At 66.1% G+C, this 18,753-nt stretch carries 17 protein-coding genes; 6 read left to right on the forward strand and 11 right to left on the reverse strand.

The annotated features are described in order from the left end of the window. Positions 1-19: 19 nt before the first annotated feature. Genes OHB24_RS20745 through OHB24_RS20760 form a run of 4 tightly spaced genes read left to right on the forward strand, consistent with a single transcriptional unit; the run spans position 20 to position 5,977 of the window. Positions 20-1,237 (forward strand): cytochrome P450, encoded by a 1,218-nt coding sequence (locus OHB24_RS20745; protein ID WP_327640727.1) that lies wholly within the window; start codon positions 20-22, stop codon positions 1,235-1,237. Continuing rightward, entirely contained in the window at positions 1,234-4,398 is a 3,165-nt protein-coding gene (locus tag OHB24_RS20750; RefSeq protein ID WP_327640728.1) for a non-ribosomal peptide synthetase, read from the forward strand. Before OHB24_RS20745 ends, OHB24_RS20750 begins: the two co-directional genes overlap by 4 nt. Next, complete coding sequence (locus tag OHB24_RS20755; protein ID WP_327640729.1) at positions 4,395-5,342, forward strand: acyltransferase domain-containing protein; 948 nt, start codon at positions 4,395-4,397, stop codon at positions 5,340-5,342. The genes OHB24_RS20750 and OHB24_RS20755 overlap by 4 nt, the downstream gene beginning before the upstream one ends. Before the next feature lie 41 nt (positions 5,343-5,383). Next, positions 5,384-5,977: an O-methyltransferase gene (locus tag OHB24_RS20760; protein ID WP_327640730.1), complete on the forward strand. Its 594-nt coding sequence runs from the start codon at positions 5,384-5,386 to the stop codon at positions 5,975-5,977. A gap of 1,081 nt (positions 5,978-7,058) precedes the next feature. Here OHB24_RS20760 and OHB24_RS20765 read toward each other — a convergent pair. Continuing rightward, the gene (locus tag OHB24_RS20765) at positions 7,059-7,412 is read right to left on the reverse strand and encodes an ArsR/SmtB family transcription factor (RefSeq protein ID WP_327640731.1); all 354 of its coding nucleotides are present in this window, start codon (positions 7,410-7,412) and stop codon (positions 7,059-7,061) included. A gap of 76 nt (positions 7,413-7,488) precedes the next feature. On the opposite strand from OHB24_RS20765, the gene OHB24_RS20770 reads away from it, so the two are divergent. Then, positions 7,489-8,160, forward strand: a complete 672-nt coding sequence (locus tag OHB24_RS20770; protein WP_327640732.1) for a CBS domain-containing protein — start codon at positions 7,489-7,491, stop codon at positions 8,158-8,160. A gap of 61 nt (positions 8,161-8,221) precedes the next feature. Here OHB24_RS20770 and OHB24_RS20775 read toward each other — a convergent pair whose 3' ends face one another. The 7 genes from OHB24_RS20775 to OHB24_RS20805 all read right to left on the reverse strand — a co-directional run bounded on the left by OHB24_RS20775 (position 8,222) and on the right by OHB24_RS20805 (position 16,265). Then, positions 8,222-8,893 carry a GAF and ANTAR domain-containing protein gene (locus OHB24_RS20775; RefSeq protein WP_327641084.1) on the reverse strand — a complete coding sequence of 224 codons (672 nt, stop codon included), beginning with the start codon at positions 8,891-8,893 and terminating at the stop codon, positions 8,222-8,224. A 3-nt stretch (positions 8,894-8,896) separates the two neighbouring features. Beyond that, positions 8,897-9,685: a MerR family transcriptional regulator gene (locus OHB24_RS20780; RefSeq protein ID WP_327640733.1), complete on the reverse strand. Its 789-nt coding sequence runs from the start codon at positions 9,683-9,685 to the stop codon at positions 8,897-8,899. Between the two features lie 15 nt (positions 9,686-9,700). Next, positions 9,701-10,129 (reverse strand): DUF1048 domain-containing protein, encoded by a 429-nt coding sequence (locus OHB24_RS20785; protein ID WP_327640734.1) that lies wholly within the window; start codon positions 10,127-10,129, stop codon positions 9,701-9,703. 91 nt (positions 10,130-10,220) lie between these two features. Next, entirely contained in the window at positions 10,221-10,616 is a 396-nt protein-coding gene (locus tag OHB24_RS20790; protein ID WP_327640735.1) for a hypothetical protein, read from the reverse strand. 31 nt (positions 10,617-10,647) lie between these two features. Continuing rightward, positions 10,648-11,916, reverse strand: coding sequence for an ATP-binding protein (locus OHB24_RS20795; RefSeq protein ID WP_327640736.1), 1,269 nt, complete (start codon positions 11,914-11,916; stop codon positions 10,648-10,650). An 88-nt stretch (positions 11,917-12,004) separates the two neighbouring features. Then, the gene (locus OHB24_RS20800; RefSeq protein ID WP_327640738.1) at positions 12,005-13,849 is read right to left on the reverse strand and encodes a hypothetical protein; all 1,845 of its coding nucleotides are present in this window, start codon (positions 13,847-13,849) and stop codon (positions 12,005-12,007) included. A gap of 706 nt (positions 13,850-14,555) precedes the next feature. Continuing rightward, positions 14,556-16,265: a DUF2207 domain-containing protein gene (locus OHB24_RS20805; protein WP_327640740.1), complete on the reverse strand. Its 1,710-nt coding sequence runs from the start codon at positions 16,263-16,265 to the stop codon at positions 14,556-14,558. 205 nt (positions 16,266-16,470) lie between these two features. Here OHB24_RS20805 and OHB24_RS20810 point away from each other — a divergent pair, with 205 nt between their 5' ends. Continuing rightward, positions 16,471-16,884, forward strand: a complete 414-nt coding sequence (locus OHB24_RS20810) for a peptidoglycan-binding domain-containing protein (protein ID WP_327635269.1) — start codon at positions 16,471-16,473, stop codon at positions 16,882-16,884. 172 nt (positions 16,885-17,056) lie between these two features. Here the strand turns inward: OHB24_RS20810 and OHB24_RS20815 are convergent, their stop codons facing one another. From OHB24_RS20815 to OHB24_RS20825, 3 genes are all read right to left on the reverse strand, one after another. Then, positions 17,057-17,725: a rod shape-determining protein gene (locus tag OHB24_RS20815; RefSeq protein WP_327640741.1), complete on the reverse strand. Its 669-nt coding sequence runs from the start codon at positions 17,723-17,725 to the stop codon at positions 17,057-17,059. Between the two features lie 119 nt (positions 17,726-17,844). Next, a complete protein-coding gene (locus OHB24_RS20820; protein WP_327640742.1) occupies positions 17,845-18,216 on the reverse strand; it encodes a hypothetical protein in 372 nt (123 codons plus the stop codon). A gap of 65 nt (positions 18,217-18,281) precedes the next feature. Then, a complete protein-coding gene (locus tag OHB24_RS20825) occupies positions 18,282-18,599 on the reverse strand; it encodes a TraR/DksA family transcriptional regulator (protein ID WP_327640743.1) in 318 nt (105 codons plus the stop codon). Positions 18,600-18,753: the final 154 nt, after the last annotated feature.

Below are 18,753 nucleotides of genomic sequence, written 5' to 3' on the forward strand. Positions count from 1 at the left end.
CAGCTGGTCAGGTGACGACTTGTCTGATCCTGCGTTCTTCGCATCGGACGCGCCGGTGCAGGTATGGCACGCGATGCGCAGAGAGAACCCTGTGCTGTGGGTCGAACGGCACGCCCAGCCTGGCTTTTGGGCGGTCACTGGCTATCGCGATGCGCAGTCGGTCCTGCGAAGACCGGATGATTTCGGGTCGGAGGGCGGCCTGCGGCTCGACACCCCGGCCGCGGCCGTCCGCGTAGCAAGCGGAAGGATGCTCATCGCTACCGACCCGCCACGTCACACGCATCTGCGCAGAAGTATCGGCGCGGGATTCCGCACTCAGATCATCCGTGAGCTCGAGATCAAGACCAGAGGCATGGCCGAGGCACTGATCGGCAACGCATTGTTGGCTGGTGGCTGCGACTTCGTCTCCGACATCGCCGGCCCGCTGTCGACTTCAGTGGTATGCGAGCTGATGGGGATACCGCCGGCTGACCAACCACTGATGGGTCAACTGGCGGATCGAGCATTCGGTGCGTCTCGGCGCACGGTGGACAGCTCGGCCGATGAACGCGATCGGATGGCCGCACACGCCGACATACTTCTGTATTACTGGCAGGCGATGGAGCGGAAGCGGTACGCGAACGACCAAGGCCTCATCACGCGCCTTGTCCAGTCACCAGTCGGTGGCAGTCGCCTGACCGATGAAGAGGTCGTCTTGAACTGTGACGGTCTGCTGGCCGGCGGAAACGAGACGGCGAGACTTGCCGCAGCCACGGGGTTGCAGGCACTCATCGAGGACCCCCGCCAGTGGGCACGACTGTGCCGGACGCCCACGTCGATCCCCGGCGCAGTAGAGGAGATTCTCCGCTGGACGAGTCCGGCGTCCCACGTTCTGCGAGTCGCCAGGCAAGACACTGAACTGGGCGGCAACCAGGTGGCAGCGGGGGACCTCGTTGCGGTCTGGCTTCCGGCCGCGAACAGGGATCCTGAGGTGTTCGTGGATCCAGACACCTTTGATACGACGCGTATCCGCAATCGTCACATCGCGTTCGGCAGTGGGGATCACTCGTGCATCGGTTCCGCGATCGCGCGCATGGAGTTGCGCGTTCTGTTCGAGGAGTTGAGTCGCCGAGTCGCTCGCTTCGAGATCACGGGACCGCTCGAGCGCTTGAGATCAAACACCTTCTGGGGAGTGAAGTCGATGTCTATCACGGTAACCGAGACCAGCGCTCCGACGGCCAGGATGGGCATCTCGTGAGCTCCGGGCCAGACCCGCAGGCAGAGATCCATCGCGCGTCTGCCGCACAACGAAGCCTGTGGTTCCTGCAGGAACTCAACGCCGACTCTGCGCACTACAACATCGCGGTCGCACTCCGGGTAGCTGGCAAACTCGACCTCGCCGTCCTGCGGGCGGCCGTTGATGAGTTGGTCCGCCGGCACTCGATCCTGCGCGCCACGTTCCGATACGACGACGACGTCCTGACCCAGGTCAATCACAGCGAGGCCGTGGCGGAACTCGTTGAGACATCGCACGACCCGTGTCCGGCGGCGCAGGTCGAACGCCGACTGCAGGAGGAAGCGGAGGGGCAGGCTCGTCGGCCCTTCGATCTCGGTGCAGGTCCACTGTTCAGAGTCGCCGTGCTCGATGTCGGAGGAGATGTCCACGGGGTCTATCTCTGCATGCATCACATCGTCTCCGACGGCTGGTCCCTGCGCTTGATCGCCGATGAACTGGCCGAGCTCTACGCCGCGCAAGCGGGCACAACTGCGTCGTCGGAGCTGCCCGACGCACCGCAGTACCACGAGGTGGTTGCGGGCGAGCATGACCCGGCAACCAGCGAGTATCAGGCGTCGTTGGACTACTGGCGTGAATATCTCCGCGACGGGGAGCCGGCTGTGCTGCCCTCCGAGGGCCTGACCGCCGATGTCCGCGCGTTCCGAGGGGATCGGACCGTCCTGTGGCTCAATGCCGGACTGTCGGCGAAGCTGCGGCAGCACTGCAGCGACTCGGGCTCGACGCTCTACTTGTTCCTTCTCAGCGCCCTGAACGTGCTGCTCTATCGACGGACCGGCCAATCCGATCTTACTGTCGGCGCCGCGATCGGCGGCCGGAGCACCGAGGTGCAGGAGCGGACGGTCGGCTTCTTCGTCAGCACCGTTCCGGTCCGTACAAAGCTGGCTGACACGGAAACGTTCACCGCGATCCAGGACCGCGTGCGCGACGACTTGATGGCCGGCTTCGAACATCAACGTGTGCCGTTCGATCGGATCGTCGACGAAGTCTCGCCGGACCGCAGCCCCGGGGTGAATCCCATTTTCCGCATCATGGTGGATCACCAGGACCTCCTGGCGCCGCGGTGGCGATTCGGCGAGACCACCGTCACGCCCGTCGCAACCAGGCGTTTGGTCTCGCAGTTCGACCTCAAACTCACTTTCCTCGAGAACGGTCCACGTATCGGATGGGAGGTCGAGTTCGACTCAGATCTCTACACCGTCGAGGTGGCCGACCGGCTGGCCCGGCAGCTGAGTGTCGTGGTCCGCGGCTCGCTTGACGGTCCTGATACGCCGATCGGATCGGTGAACATCCTGCCAGCAGATGAGCGTGACGAGCTGATCCGAATGGGAACCGGCCCTGCCACTGGAGGCGACCGGGTCGACGTTCTCTCGATGATCGAAGCCCAGGTGGCTCGAAACCCTGACAGCGTCGCGGTGACGTTCGACGAGCGGAGCGTCACGTACTCCGAGCTCGATGCAACGGCAGATCGCATCGCTCGCCGCCTGGCGGCACGAGGCGTGTCAGCAGGCACGGTCGTGGCCCTCTGTTTGCCTCGAGCCGTGGACCTCGTGGCCGCGATCCTGGCCGTCTGGAAAGCTGGCGGAACGTACCTTCCGCTTGATCCCGACCACCCCGTCGACCGCCTGTCGCGGATTCTGGCTGACAGCGCGCCGGCGTGTGTCATTACCTTGAGCACAATCGCTATCGACGTCGCGGAGGACGAAGTCCTCTATCTCGACACTGATGACACAACGGCAGACCCGCTGCAGGCCGTCGGTCGCCGCCCTGCAGGACTGGCTGCGTATGTCATCTACACCTCCGGCTCAACTGGTTTCCCGAAGGGAGTCGTGGTCAGTGACGAGGCGCTCTCGAACTACATCGAGCACTGCCGAACCACCTATCCATACGAGCCCGGCGGAATAGCACCAGTACACACTCCTGTCACTGTGGATCTGACCGTCACCTCCTTGATCTATCCGTTGACCTGCGGTGGCGTGGTGGCGCTGCTGCCGACTGATCCAGGAGCGGCGGCGTTGGTCGAACTGCTGACACGCTGCGATCAGATCGAGCTGCTCAAGATCACGCCTGCACATCTCCGGATCATCACCGATCTGGTACCTGCGTTTCGGGCCAAGGTCCGGAACCTGGTCATCGGTGGCGATCTGCTCTATCTCGAGGATGGCCTGAGGACCTGGCTCGAGCTCGACGACGCGATGACGGCCTTCAACGAGTATGGGCCGACGGAGGCAACCGTCGGCTGCGTGGTCGCCGAGGTCGAACGCGGCAGTTCACAGTCAGGCCTCGTCGCCGTCGGCCGCCCGATGATGAACACGCAGGTCTATGTGGTGGACGACGATCTACGGCTGCTTCCGCGAGGCGATATCGGTCAGATCTGCATCGGCGGCGCTGGACTGGCCGATGGTTACGCAGGCAGCGTAGAGCTCACCGCCGAACGATTTGGGCCACTCCTGGAGGCTGAAGGTGTACTCGATCGCGTCTATCTCAGCGGGGACCGCGGACGATGGCTGCAGTCCGGTCAGCTCCAGTGCCTGGGCCGCACAGATGCGCAGGCCAAGATCCGCGGACACCGAGTCGAACCCGCCGAGGTGGAGGCGGTCCTGCGAAGTCTGGGCACGGTGCAGAACGCAGTGGTCACCGCCACAGAGAACTCACCGCGCGAGAAGCAGCTCACTGCGTACGTCGTTCTGAGCGACCAGGCTCCGCTGGCCGACCTGAAGCGTGCACTCCGGCGCCAACTCCCCGACTACATGCTCCCGTCCCGCTATGTCGAAGTACCAGAGATTCCGCTCGCCAGCGATGGATCGCCAGATCTGCAGGCTCTCGCTGGTTTGCGTCGGGCACCGGCCGCGATCGGCGAAGTCAGGGCCTTGTCGACACCGACCGAGCATCGAATTCGAGCTATCTGGCAGGAGGTTCTCGACCGAGAGCAGGTGCAAGCCGACGACGACTTTTTCGATCTCGGCGGAGACTCGTTGATGGCGATCCAGGTCATCGTCCGATTGCGCCGTCACTTCGGGCTGCAGATACCCCTGATGATGCTGTTCGAGAACCCGACCGTGACCGGTTTGTCCGGAGCCGTGGACAGCCAACGCGAGATCGCTCTGGCCGGCAACGCGGGATGACGCCACGGGATGCGGATCGCCTGCGTGCTGCCCTGGGGCTAGGCAACGAGTACGACCGCTTCCTGGCCGCACTGCCGGTTGGTGACGCAAGCGAACCACTGCCGTCGCTTGGGCAGCTGCGGCGGGATCTACAGCACCTGGCGCTCGATGTCGCAGACCGGTCTGAGGTCGACCGGGTCATGGTGTCGTCGCTTGCGGATCCGGCCGTCGAGTGGTTGTGGAGACGATGCAGGGCTGCATTGATGGCCGACAGGGGTGTTCGCACTGAGGAGCTCGCCTGGCCTGTGCTCCCTGCGACTCTGGGGCCCACTGGGCGCTACTTCTACCTGCTCGTGTTCGCTTCCTGCGTCGCTCAGCTGCGTGGTCTCCACCGGCGGCAAGGGATTCCGGAAGACATCTCGGCAGCAACCTTGTCCGACGTCGGGCAAAAGTTGGCACTGCACCGGCGGATGCACGGCACGGGAGGCCTCGACTGGCAGGAGTGGGTCTGCTTCATCTTCCGCGGCGAGGCGTTCACGCTTGGTCGGCTGCAGTTCAACTTGAGTGCAGTTGGCTCGACCGGAGAAGCGCTGCTCGGCGTTCATGTGCCGGAGACCGGGCGGCTAGCGCCAGAAGCGTGTGACGAATCGTTGGAGTACGCGCCTCAGTTCTTTTCGAGACATCTCGGCTTGCGTTGCGAGGTGGCGACCTGCCGGTCCTGGCTGATGGACGAGCAGCTGGCCGAGTATCTCCCTCCTTCCTCGAACATCCTCCGATTTCAACGAAGATTCACGCTGTTGCCTGAGCGTTCGTGTGGTGACGCGGCGATTCTCGAAGGTGTGTTCCGGCGACACGCACCTCGCCTCGACAGGCTTCCGCGCCGGACAACGCTGGAGCGCGCCGTGGTGGACCACCTGGTGGCCGGCCGCCACTGGGAGCTGCGAGCTGGCTGGCTGGCCATGTAGTCAGTGCGAGGCACGACGGGTTGCGAGACGAAGGAGGTTCGGTGAGCAAGGACGGAACTGCACAGTATGAAGACGCGGGTGAACTACCCAGTCTGGTGCGAGAGGCTCTGCTCCTGGCGGAGCGAATGGAGTTCAGCAACTCCTGCCGGCCGGAGCAGGGGCGCCTGCTGGCAGTTCTGGCCGCGGGGCGAACCGGCGGTGTGATCGGCGAGACAGGCACAGGCTGCGGCGTTGGACTGGCCTGGCTCGTCAGCGGTTCCGGACCGGGCACGAGGATCGTGAGCGTTGAGCGCGACATTCGCCAAGCAGCCGCGGTGGCATCCCTGTTTCGGCACCTGCCGAACGTAGAGATCCTCAACGGAGACTGGACGGACATCGCCGCCTACGCCCCGTTCGATCTCCTGTTCCTCGATGGCGGCGGAGAAGGCAGGCGAACGAGCGGTGACAGACCTCTCGACCCTGTGGACCTTCTGGCTCCGAGAGGAAGCATCGTTCTGGATGACTTCTCGTTCAACCACCAGGCGGAGGACCGAACCGACAATGTTCGAAGCTACTACCTGAGCCACCCCGACCTGGCGGCCGCCGAGATCCTCATCGCGTCGGGGGCATCGAGCGTCGTTGGCACGCGTCGGTAGCTGCCTGCGGGGCAATGGGCCCGCCGCCGAGATACCGACGGAGGCCGACGATCCGGCGCGCTCGTGGGCGGTCTCGCATTGGTCAATCGGCGATTGCCGATTGACTATGGAAGTGGTGGAACGAGTGCTCGAGACCGGATCAGGTGTCAACGGCTCGGCGTCACGCCGCCAGGGACGTCCTGCAACCTTCGTTTGAGGCGACTGTAGTGGCGCCGCTGGGCATGAGCCGTCGGTGGCGGTGAGCCCAGTGATGGCATCGGGATCCGCGATAGCAAGCTGGAAGACGCCAGCCCTGTCCTGTACGTCTAGTCACGAGGCTGGGAGGAGTTCCTCGCCGGTATCAAAGACAGCCAGTTCGTCCCTCGTCCTAGGCCGTCTCGCTCTCGTCGCTGCCCGTATCCTTTGAGGGATGTGCTGGCGAGGCGTCGCGGACCTGCCGCCCCTGATGCCTCGTCGCCTCGGCGCTTGAAACCCGGTGGGTGGAAGGCCGTTCTCCTAACCGAGCTGTCGCTCGCCGCGGAGTCCGCCACGATCCCCGCACCCTCTTTCATGCCAGGGGTGCGGGCATCCTCGTTGCAGCCAGCAACGACCTAGACGACCGGCGGCTGGCCGTCGTAAACAGGTTCGCACCGAGTGGTTCTTGGACCGGAGGTGTGGGCGACGACCGCCTGCAGGGCTCCCTTGTGATCTCGGATCGCTTGTTCGGCCCCAGCCCCACAGCAGTATGCGGTCGGTCGGCGCGGTGAGGATCGGTCCGGCGGCTGTGTTGAAGAACATGGTGTTGGCGCTGATCGCGGCGAGCGCGCCCTTCGACTTGCGTCGCGCGTTCAGGAACGCGGATCGGAGTTCGGGTGAAGCCGGGCCTTCCTGAAGCGAGCTGCCTGATCTGGCTGCGGCCCGGCCGGCCCGAAGCTTGCCTAGAGCAACATTGAGACTGTGGCCGAGTTGGCCCCCGAACTAGTCGGGCCGGTAGGTGCCGACGCTTCAGCGGCTTGCCGCTGGGGCGTGTCGAGACGCTCGGGTGGAGGGTGCGGTCGTCTCGCCGGGCGGCGAGCCAGGGATCGGTGGGACGGTCGCGGCTCTAGCGGCGGCGTGACGGGCCCCGGCCGGCTGGTTCGCGGAGGTCGTCGAGTAAGTCGATCTGGTCGGTGATCAGGCCGCTCAGGATGCGGCGGGCGACCGCCAGCAGTTCGGCGACCTGCGGGCTGGTGAGGGAGTAGATGACCGTCGAGCCTTCCTTGCGGCTCGTGACCAGGCCGGAGCGGCGGAGAACCGCCAGGTGCTGGGAGAGGTTGGCGGACTCGATGCCTACGTCGGGCAGCATCTCGGCGACGGAATGATCCCGTTGGCTCAGCAACTCGAGTACGCGGATGCGTGCGGGGTGGGAGAGCGTCTTGAAGAACTCTGCCTTCAGCTCGTACAGGGGCCTGTGCACCGCCCACTCCTCACCGTTCACGCCTTACCTACTGATTCAGTAATTGCTAATCTTAGCAAGTCCGAAGAGGTGGGAGATGGCTGAACCCGTCGTCGGCGCGGTGATGACCCGGTCTCCGGTCACCGTGCCTCCAGACGCCCCGCTGAAGCAGGTCGCGTGCGCACTGCTCGTGGCCGACGCGTGCGCCGTGCCGGTCGTCTCCGGGTCCGCGCCGATCGGCCTCATCTCCGAGTACGACGTACTCGCCAACCTCGAGTTTCACGGCGGAACCGATCCGCCCCCACTCCTGGGAGCCGCCGCGCGCCGTCGGCGGCGGCAGGCACGGGCGACGTGCGCGCGCCAGCTGATGAGTTCGCCCGTACCGACCATCGGCGCCGCGGCGCCGATCGGTGTGGCGGTCCGGCGCCTGTCTGACCCGGCCAGACATGCGCTGGTTGTGGTGGACGAGGCTCTCGATCTGGTTGGGTTGCTGACCCGGCGCGATCTGCTCTCGATCTACCGGCGCTCCGACGAGGAGATCGCTGCCGAGGTGGACGTGGCGGTCGCGCGTGACCGGTTCCGTCCGGCCAGAGGCGCGGCGACGCTGATCGTCCATGTCCGCGGTGGTGTCGTCACCCTCGACGGTGAGCTCAGGTACCGCAGCCAGGTGGAGCATGCGGCCTTCGTCACGTCGCGGGTCGCCGGCGTGATCGCTGTACACAACAACCTCAGGTACGACGTCGACGACCTGCTCGTCACCGGCTTCTAGGGTCGGGAGGCAGATCGTGAACGCGCGCACTGCGGCTGGGCGGGGTGGTCGGTGGGGACCTTCAGTCGGGTAGCCGACGGGTCTCGATGAGTTGGGCGGCGACATCGCGGAGCTTCGTGTTGGTGTGCTGCGAGTAGCGCCTGAGGATGGCGAACGCGTGTTGCTCCTCGATGTCGTGGCGTTCCATCAGGATCCCGAGGGCCTGGCCTAACAGGCGTCGTGCGTCGACGGCTTCGTCAAGGACCGCAGCTGTGCGGGCTGTGTGCAGCGCGATCGCGGTGTGGGCGGCGATGAGTTCGGCGATCGCGATGTCGTCGTGGCTGAATGCTTTCGGCTCGGTGTGATACCAGCTGACTACGCCAATCAGGTTGCCGCTGGCCATCAACGGCACGTGGAGTTCGGTGCGGAGGCCAAGACCAACGACGGTTTGCTGCCAAGCCGGCCAGCGCAGCTCGACGGCAGTGTCGTCGATGCCGACCATCGTTCGATTGGTGAAGGCTTCCATGACAGGGCCGGCCTTGGCGCCCAGCTCGAATTCGTGCAGCTCTTCGACGGCAGGGTCTGTAGTGACGGCGGCAACCGGATTCCCTGACTGGTTGAGGACGAGTCCGGCGCTGGTAGCGGCGATCGCGCTGACGGCGTGTTCGACCGCTGTCTCCGCGGTTTCTGCAATGCCTGGTGCCTGGTCGAGCTCGACGACGAGTCGCGCCAGACTCGGCCCTGTCCATCGAATCGGTCACCCCACGGGTTGGTTGGTGGGCAGTCGCTCGACGCGGGTCCAGCCGCTCCAGCCGCGCTGCTCAAGGATCGCCTTGACCCGTACGGCGACCGGCGACGACGTGAGTGCGATCGCGTCCATGAGCTCGACGAACTGATTGTCGAACTGCCTGTCGAGGTTGTCGGAGCTCAACTCGCCGGCCTCCAGGGCGCGAATCATCAGCCTTTCCAGGACGTCGGCGAGCTCGACGGCTCGCGGGTCGTCGGCTGTCCAGTCGAGCACGCCGCTCAGCATGCGGTAGAGGGCCACCATGTCGGGGTCGTCCAGATCCTCGTGTTTCTTGGCGATGATGGCATCGATCAGGTGCGGCGCCTGGGCCGCGATGATGATCCAGGCGTCGCGCTCCAACACGACGTACCGCTCTTCGACGCCGAGACCGCGCAGCCTGTCGAGGTAGCCCACGACGCTCTTCGGGAGCGCGAGGTGGTCTCCGGCGGCGAGCTTGACGATCCGTTGGCGGTTGGCCTGCAGCCGCCGGACGTCCGCGCGCAGTACCTTGTCGATCTCCTGGATGCCGTCGGCGAACTCGTCCGGGCCGGCGTCGAGGAGTTCCTGCACGCGTGCCAGTGGCACGCCGGCTTCGGCGAGTGTGTGGATCCGGATCAGTCGTACGACCGCGGCCGCGTCGTAGGTCCGGTAGCTGGAGTGGTTGCGTTCGGGCTCCGCGAGCAGGCCGATCTGGTGGTAGTGGCGTACCGCTCGTACCGTCACCCCCGCGTAAGCCGCCAGTTGGCTGATGGTGAGCATGGGTCTCAGCTTGCCTCAAGCGCGTTCGATTGCCTTGACCAACCGTGCCCGTTCCTTGGCGATCTCGCGTTCGACCTCCTTGTAGAACCCGCGCTCGATGGCACTGATCGACTGGTCCTCGCCTCTACTGATCCATCCGCCGTCTGAGTACTTCCGGAAGAAGGTCTCGGCGAACTCCACCGGAGCCTCACCGACGACCGCGCGGATCGGGGTGCTGTCGGCCGCAGCCTGCTCGAACAGGTTGGCGAGATCCTCGAGCATCGCCATCATGACGTCCACCGGTACGTCGCCCTTCGTGATAGCCCCGAAGTACGCCAGGTATCTCTCCACCGCCTCAGCCGCCGAGCGATAGCTCGCGGGCAGCGCTTTGACGCGTGCCTTGTACTGCCGCCATCGCCGCTTGTCGCCGAGGTCGCCGACGATCTGCTCGATCAACGTCGTCACCACTGTCTCCTCTGTGAGGCTGTCCCGGCCATCTGCGCGGAAAGCTCCTGGCACAAGGGTGGAGGGTTGACCCGGTGTCAGGGTCAAGCCATCAGCCCGCCGCCGGACCAAGGGGCGGTGCCAGGGCACTGACCGCGGCCGATCTCAGGGGACGCGGGAGGCGGCGGCGATCGAGGCGGCGCCGACCGACCTGCCGGACCTGACTGCGGTACATCCTGGGCAGCAAGGAATTGTTCGCAAAGCTGGCGGTCGAACACGCACCGCTCGTTCGCACCATCTGCCGGGCGCTGTAGAACAGCGAGGACGGATCCCTGCGCGACGACTTCTTCCTCGACCTCCTCCGCCGCGGCTTCTCCGCCGACAACGCCGAACAACAACTCGACATCGCCATCGACTGGGCCGCTACGGCGAACTGTTCGACTACGACGCCGGCAGCGGAGAACTCGTGATCACCGAGGTGTACGCCGAACTCGAACGCATCACCCACCCCGACAACACCCAGTGACGGCCGTTTCTGGTCAGGGCTGCGGTGTCTCCCAGAGTGCGCTGATGGGGATGGCTCGGAAGCGGGGGCCGAAGGGCAGGGTCTGCTGGCCGGTGTAGAGGACGATGCCTATCTGGAGGTCATCGCCGAGTCGATCTGCGAGGTGCCGGAGGCCGCGAAAGTCCTCGCCTTTGACGGTTGAGGCGGCCTTGACGTCGATGGCGACGACCTGGCCTCGTCGATTCTCCAGGACGATATCGACCTCGACCTGGTCCTTGGTGCGATAGTGATACAGCTCTGCGCGTTGCTGCGACCAGGTGAGCTGGCGGGCGAGTTCCATCGCCACGAATCCTTCCAGCAGTGGACCCAGAGGGCCCGCTGGTTGACGCAGGCTGTCGGCGTCCAGACCCAGCAGGTTCGCGGCGATTCCGGAGTCGACCATGGCGACCTTCGGCGTGGCGATCGCCCGCGAGCTGAGATTCCGGGACCACGCCGGGATGCGTTTGATGAGGAAGACCTCTTCGAGCAGCCCGAGGTAGCGTTTGACGGTTGGTTGCGGGAGGCCTAGTTCGTTTCCCAAGGTGCCCGGGACTAGCAGTTGCCCCGATCTCGCCGCTACGAGCCTCGTCAGAGTTCGCATCTCGGGGCCACGTTCGATCTCGGACAGTTGGATCACGTCGCGATTGATGAGGTCCGCGACATAGGAATCCAGGAACCGCTCCCGGCGACGAGCCGTCCTGGCGACCGCCTCGGGGAATCCGCCGCGCGTCAGCCGATCGATGTAGTCGCTCCGGCGTTCCGTCGAGGTGTGATGCAGACGGGGGCCCAGCGCGAAGGCCGCGTCGACGAAGGCATCTGGCAACTCATCGATCTCCCCTTGGGACAGCGGCCAGAGTTCGATCGTCTCCATCCGTCCGGGCAAGGCATCAGGTAGCCCGCGTAAACCGAGTACGCGTGCGGAGCCGGTCAGCAGGAAGCGTCCCGGGCGGGGATCGGCGTCGACTGTCTCCTTGATGGCCAGTAGTAGTTCCGGTACGCGCTGCACCTCGTCGATGACCAGCCGATCAGCGCCGGCGACGAACTCGGTCGGGTCGAAGGTGGCAGCCTGCCGTGTCGTGGCGCGATCCAGGCTGCGCCACTCAGCGCCGAGTTGGCCGCCGATCTTCGCGACCAGCGTGCTCTTGCCGCACTGCCGGGCACCGTTGATGAGAACCACCCGGGTGTCCTCCAGAGCCTCCGTCACCGCGGTTGTCGCGTGCCGTGGAAGGATGCGCCCGATCGGCGACTGCTGAGCCGGTGCCATGCGGCCAGTATGGCATCTGAATGTTAATCTGGCCGCCATGTCTGTATTAAATTGGTCGCATCTGAGGCGTTAGGCTGGTCGCAGGGAACTAGGTGCTGCCGATGACCTCCAGTTCGCCGCCGATGCCGACGACGGAGGCGCGGGCGGAGTTGAGGAGGGTTTCGACGAGGTGGAGTCGGAGCAGGTTGGTCTCGGCGCCGTTCGATCCGAAACGCAACTGCTGATAGGTCGGTTCGGCGATGTGGGGCTGGACGACGACTACCCGCCAAGGGTCGGTGGCGTTGCGCATTTCGAGTGCTTCGAGGAAATCGGCGCGATCGTCGACGTTCGCGCCGTCGGTCCAGCACGCGGGCCGGGCGACGGGCGCTCGGCTCAGTTTGACACGCAGCCGATCGGTGTCCGCGTAGACGAGGTTCTTCACGGCCTGGCCGATGACGACTTCGTACGCCGCAGCAGCGATGCGGCGGCGTGGTGACGCGGTCCGTGCGGCTTTCACATGAATGGCGCTCAGGCATCCGTCGTCAGGCGCGATGTGGAAGAAGTCGGCGGCTTCGCCGGCACCGTCATCACAGGTCAGCCAGCCATCGGAGAAATGCCGGACAACCCAGCCGAACAGCGATGTGTCGCCCGGCCGTCCCGCGAGGTCGTGGATCTCGTGCGGCTCCGTACGGTCTGGCTTCTCGCGGGTGATGTCGAACCCGGTGAAGTCCTCGAACCTCCAGTTCCGGAACGCGGCGACGGGAATCCGCTCTTTCCAGATCTGGCCGTTGCTGAACGTGTGACCCGACCGGTAGTAGACGGTCAGCAACTCCTGATGCTCGAGCGCGTCCATGATCTCCCGGACCGGCGGCGGATCGGTCGGCTCGGCGGCGTACCCCAGGCTGAGATCGAATCCGTGGTCCTCAGCCCTCGGGCCCAGCGCGAGCGTGCCGCTGATCGATCCGCCGAAACCGACGCCGAGCAGGAAGTCGGGGGAGTTCGCCTTCTCCTGCACGTCGAGCATCGCAGCCTCGAGCGTGGTGGCGGCGGCACGGACTTCGTCTCCGAGGTCCGGCAGGTTCGCCAGCTCGTCAGGTGCAGTCGCGATGATCTCGTACGCGCCGAACACGCCGGACAGATCGGCGACGGGACGTGCGAGGTGCGGCAGACCGTGTCCAGTGGCGGTGCCGGAGACCAGTGCTTTGTCCAGCAACAGCAGGAGTTCGGCCACAGCGCCCGCGAAGTCGGTGAAGTCGGTGGCCGGGCCGAACCAGACCGAGGACCGTCTCGGGGTCGTCCCGATCGTGCCGTGCAGGACGAATCGCTCGGGATCATCGTCGAGGAGCGCCTTCGCCGATCCCATTGCGAACGAGGAGTCCTCGAACGGGCTGAGCGCGTCCTGGAGGCGCTGGCCGCTGATGTTCTTGGTGTCGGGTTTCGTCGTACGGCGTTGATGGGTTCCGCGGAGCCACAGTCCCTTGGACTCGCCGGTGAGGAGGGCTGATTCGAGCACCTCGGGCGGGATCCGGCGCAGCGCCGGCCGCGGCGCCTTGTCGAGCCATCGTTGCAGGCGGTCGACGGTGACGCTGTCGGTGTGTACGGCGAGCAGCCGGCCGCGGCGGAGGAGCACGGTCACATGATTCGTCGCGTCGACGAAGCTCGAACCCGGTGCGGCCCATCCCGGATGGGCGCGGACTTCGCGCACGAAGCCTGCGATCTGGTCGATACCGAGGTTCTCGAGGCTCCGGGGAGCCTCGGCCTCGGGCGAGCTCCTGGCGACGATCCGCTCTTCCCGGCCAGGGCGTGACCGCCATGGATCACGCAGTACGCGCTCACATCCGTCGAAGAGTTGCCGCGGGTCGTCGGCCGTGCATTCCATGACCACCACGGACACATAGGGGCGAAGGAGCCTCCAGTTCAGCGCGGCAACGGGGTGAGCTGCCTCGACGCTCATACACGACCCCCAGGTGATCGAACACACCAGCCCGATCACTCAAGGTTACGAACGCCACACGATCTCCGTCCGGCCACTCAGCGTGTCGGGGGGGGGGGGGGGGGGGGGGGGGCATGTCCGGTGCTCGTAGATGACGAATGCATTCAGTCGCGGATGGTGCACCACGTCTTCCCGGCGAAACGTGCGCATGCCTTCCATGGGCCACCGCGGATTCCAACCGTGGGAGTGGAGAGCGGAACGCCGTCGTATGCCGCCGTCCGTAGACCCGTGATTCTGCCCGCAGCGCTGACCAGCCAGACCTGATCTCCGCTGCGCACGATGCCCCGCCGCGCGCCGTACCATCCGTTGTCACAGCGGACGAGAACCACCCACTGGTACAGCGTGCCTTCGGCGTCAACCTCCCGGCAGGCCGCAGCCTCACTCCCGGACGATGCAGTGACTGACGCGTTCGCCGCGGCCGGAGCACTGGCGGCGAATGCTCCGATCGCTGCGAATACTGCTAAGGCTGATCTAGCTCGCATAGCTGGCCTCCTTGTTCGCCGACATGGACGTCGCGAGCGAGGCGCCCGCGAGTTCCCTCATCGGAACATGAGCCGCTTTCAAACTCCTTTCATCGGACCTGCATCACCGGCCCGAGACCTCTCCCGGTCACGGGCGATCGGACGCCCTGAACCAGCTGTACTAGGACGTGCGCGGAAGCCCTACTTCACCAGGAGCCGCCGCCTCCGCCGCCGGAGCCGCCGCCGACGCCGCTGCTGGAGCTTCCGCTGTAGCTGCTGGAGGACGATCCCCCGGAGCCGCCGGAGGCTGACCTGGCGCTGTCCACGGCCATCGGCAGGTACAGGCCCAACTTCCACCGGTCGTGGAGGTACCCGGGCCCGTCCTGACTGGCCGAGCCGCCTTGCTTCGTTGCGCGCTCGGCTTCGATCGTCCAGGAGGTGGTCTCGCCGAGTCCGGCGGCCCAGGCGGTCAGCAGGTCCTCGTCGCGGCCGTCCCACCCCTCGAGGCCGGCAAGATGGAGACGGTACGCCTCGGCCTGGCACCACAGCTCCGAGCCGCGCGCCGTACGGGCCCTCAGCTCCCAGGACCGCAGCACCGCCGCGAGACCACCACCCGCCAGTGCTGCGCCGACGGCGGTCGGCGTGCGCCACGCCGTGCCGGCGTCCAGCGCGCCGTCGGCCGTGAAGATCAAGACGATCACACCGGCGACAGTGGCCAGCACACCGGCGATCAGGGCCACGCGGCGCGCTCGCTCCGCACCTGGCACCCACAGTTCCATGTCGTCGGACAGCCGCCAATCGTTCAGGCCGCTGTCCAACTCGCGCCAGGCCTCGGCGAAATTCTTGTTGTACTTGCGCAGCGAGACGTCCGGATTCCTGGCGAACAGGGTGCCGACGACCCGCTCGGTCAGTACGTCGGCGTTGCCGGGCTCCTCGACAGCGCTGCGTAGTACCGGCCGAGTCGCCCCGGTAACGCGTAGGTGGCCGTCCATGGCGGCGGCGAGCAGCCACGCGACCAGATGGTTCTTGCGAACCTGTCCGGTCAGCAGGATGCCGCTTTGGGCCGGGCCGAGCTCTGCCGGCGGGACGGGGGAGGGTCGAACAGTCCGGGCCAGCTTGCCCAGGTCCATCCGGCGGCCGCCCTGGATACGTTGACGTCCCGCGAGCCGGAGGAGTTCTGCGATCACCAGGGCGGCCAGGAGAGCGATCCCCGTGATCCACAACCAGCCCTGTGCGAGGTGCCCCTCGGGCTCGGCGGGCGCCGGTCCGGTCGGCGGCTCGGGCAGTGTCGCACCGCCACCGCCGGCCTTCGTGAACGTGCCGTACACGGTCAAGCCCTGTCCCTTGTCCAGGCCGCCGTGCTCGGCGTCCAACTGTCCTGGCCGGGGCTGTTGCGTCGTCGCGCAGGGAGCTTCCGAACCGTACGAACCGGCGTTGCAAAGCACCGACCGCAGCGCGTACGGCGTGGCGACGTGCACCTCCACCCGCCTGATCGGCACCTCCCACTCGGTGCCCACGGCGTCCCAGGCGAGCCGCTCGAGGTTGCCCAGCGTCCGCAGGGTGTACTCGATCCGGTACCGGTGGATCCCCGTCACGGTCGACGTCGGCTCGCCGATCACCATCTCGATCAACAGCGACCCGCTGAGCCGGAACGGGACCTCCGCACCGTCCATCGTGATCGACACGTCCTGCAGATCGCCGCGCCTGTCCAGTGGAACGGTCCGGTAGATCCCGTGCTTGTCCTTGCCGGCGAAGTCGTAGTCGATGACCTCGGTGATCCGCGCGCTTCCGTCCGGACGCACCTCGGCCCCGACCCACATCCGCGCGACCTGCTCCCCTGTTTGTGCGAGGAGCCCGACCAGCAGCCCGACCATGCCGATCAGCAGGACCCCCGCGACCAGCCAGAGGGCGTCCATCTTCCTGCGTCTAACGACCGAACCCGCCATCGTCGTACGTCCTCTCCTGACCCCCGGTGTCGGCACGGACGGTCCGCCATCCTTCCAGTCCCAGAGGTGCACCACCTCAGCGCATCGGTACGGGCGAGGTACGGGCAGAGCGGCAGCAGCGACGGTTCCTAGGCTCGACCGCTTGATCTCGAACGTCCCACTGAGAGGAACTCACGTGCGCAAAAAGCTCGTCGGCATCCTGGTCGCGGTCACGGTCCTGTTCGGCGGTGCCGTCCTCGCCGAGCCGGCTTCGGCGGCCACCGCCCCCTGCCGGCAGAACATCTACGGCCCGGGCGGCACCGGCTCCTGCGTGAAGGCGATCCAGAGCCTCGCCAACGTGCTGTCCATCAGCAACTCCGGCCGCAGCGAAGCCGGCCCGATCGCCATCGACAGCATCTACGGCGACCAGACGATGAACGCCATCATGAAGATCCAGCGCGCCGCCCGCGCCGCGAACCACCCGAACACCAAGGTCGACGGCTGGGTCGGCGCCCAGACCTGGACGGTCCTCTGCTACTACGGCGCGTTCTGGGGCGACGACACCAAGGCCAGGGACGCCTACCGCTGGGCCAAGTCCTACGCCTGCTGACGAAGCCGCGTGCCGCAGCCGGACTGCGGCCGACTGCGGCACCTGGACAAGCGTCTTCTGGATGGCCTCTACGTACGCGACGGTCCTTGGCCATCGTGCGACTCGCTCATCAGGAACTTTCGCCTCCACCGCTTCGGGAGTGTGCCGCTGACGTCTAGGCGGCGGGATGGGATCAGTGGGTGCCTGGGTGGCGGATGGCTGCGAGGGCGATGGCGCTTGCGCCGCGGAGGGCAGCTGTGTACGCGGCGGCTGCCGGCTGGACCGGGCAGGACAGTTGTTTGGAGAGTTGGTAGGTGACGGCTGGGAACTGGGCTCCGCCACCGGTCAATAGTGGTCCTCTTTCGAGTGCGTCGACGACCTGGGGGCCGCAGTCGCGGCTCAGGAGGTCAGTCACCATGGCGCGAATGCGTTCGATGAGGTTGTCGATCGTGATTGATGTGCGAAGGTCAGCGATGCCGAGCGGCGTACGGCGTGCTTCGATCACCGATCCGTCCGCTAGAACGGCTGTTTCCGTCAGGTGGGCTCCGAGGTCGATGACGAGGAGGGGCTCAACCAGGTCGGCCTTGGCGCCAATCGCGGCTGCCTTGACGCTGTCGACGGTGATGACTGTGCGGGGCTGGAGGATCTCGACCGCCGCGAGAACTGCGTGTCGATCGGCCTCGGGGCAGAGGACTGGAACGGTCACGACGATCATCTCGGGCTGCGGGGCGAGACTGGTACTGCCGTGCAGAAGGCGATCGAGCATGCGAGTGGTGCCGGGGACATCGGTGATCCTGCCCCGGGATATGGGATAGCTGACGCCGCCGGGCGATGTCGTCGTCGTGGGGGCGTCGACGACCAAGCCATGGTGAGGTATCCATGCGCGGGTGCGCAGACTCCCGAGATCGAGCGCCAGCGCGGAGCCGGTCCGGCTCCGGAACCTGGCGCCGGGCCGGACTGCTCCCGCTCTGAGGAGACCGCTCATCGTTGTGTCTCGAGGAAGTGGTGACATGGTGTGCAGTAGCGTGCCTGGGGATGGACGGTCAGGCATTGGATGCTGATGGTGCGGCCGCACCGGCCGCATCCGCCGTACCGCCCCGCGTCCATTCGGGCCAGGGCGGCCTCAGTTTCGGCAAGCGCGGTTTGCGCGGCCACGGTGAGTTTGTGGCGGATCTCGCTGTGCGCGGCGAGGTCGGCAGCGTAGGTCGTCTCGACCGGATCGTTCGCGCCTTGGGCGATGTCTTGGAGTTGTTGACGTCGGAACAGGCGATCCTCGTGCAGGCGTGCCCGCAGAACGGTGAGTTCCGCGGGATCGAGGCGATGGTTGTCGACTGCAGAGATCTGTTGGGTCACGACGGGAGCTCCTCGACTGTGACGCGTGGATCGATGGGAAGACGGACGCAGGGTTGCCGCCTGGGTCAACTGGCGCGCTGCTGGCACCCGACGCAGAAGCGAACGTAGGGCAGGATCTCGAGGCGCTCGACGGGGATGGCTGTTTGACAGTTGTCGCAGGTGCCGTAGGAGCCGTCGGCCAGACGCCGTCCGGCAGCGTCGATCTCATCGAGAACGCGCCGGATCGCTGCGGTTTGAGCCGCCTGCAGATCTTCGTCCGCAAGCGGCGCGGACTCCTCGATCGCCCGCAACTGGGCGAGGCGGGAGTTGCGCTCGTGTTCCAGGCGCCGGCGTGCTTCGTGTTTCGTGAGGCGCTGGGTGGTGGTGCCCAGGTCGGTGGTCATTGAATCGGTCCTTTCAGGGGAGTCCACGGGGGAGGGGCGTGCGCCCGGGAGGTGATGCGCGCGCCGGCGGCCTGCGCCGCCCGTCGTGAGGCCCGTGACTTGGTTCCGTCACCAACCATGGGCGATGCTGCGATCGGTGACCATCGGGCCTGAC

Source organism: Kribbella sp. NBC_00482 (assembly GCF_036013725.1).
Taxonomy (GTDB): Bacteria; Actinomycetota; Actinomycetes; order Propionibacteriales; family Kribbellaceae; genus Kribbella.

Bases quoted from the DNA above. Each gene is read 5' to 3' on its own strand.
- OHB24_RS20755 (WP_327640729.1), top strand. From the start codon at position 4,395: ATGACGCCACGGGATGCGGATCGCCTGCGTGCTGCCCTGGGGCTAGGC.
- OHB24_RS20805 (WP_327640740.1), bottom strand. From the start codon at position 16,265: ATGGACGCCCTCTGGCTGGTCGCGGGGGTCCTGCTGATCGGCATGGTC.
- OHB24_RS20795 (WP_327640736.1), bottom strand. From the start codon at position 11,916: ATGGCACCGGCTCAGCAGTCGCCGATCGGGCGCATCCTTCCACGGCAC.
- OHB24_RS20770 (WP_327640732.1), top strand. From the start codon at position 7,489: ATGGCTGAACCCGTCGTCGGCGCGGTGATGACCCGGTCTCCGGTCACC.
- OHB24_RS20825 (WP_327640743.1), bottom strand. From the start codon at position 18,599: ATGACCACCGACCTGGGCACCACCACCCAGCGCCTCACGAAACACGAA.
- OHB24_RS20800 (WP_327640738.1), bottom strand. From the start codon at position 13,849: ATGAGCGTCGAGGCAGCTCACCCCGTTGCCGCGCTGAACTGGAGGCTC.
- OHB24_RS20780 (WP_327640733.1), bottom strand. From the start codon at position 9,685: ATGCTCACCATCAGCCAACTGGCGGCTTACGCGGGGGTGACGGTACGA.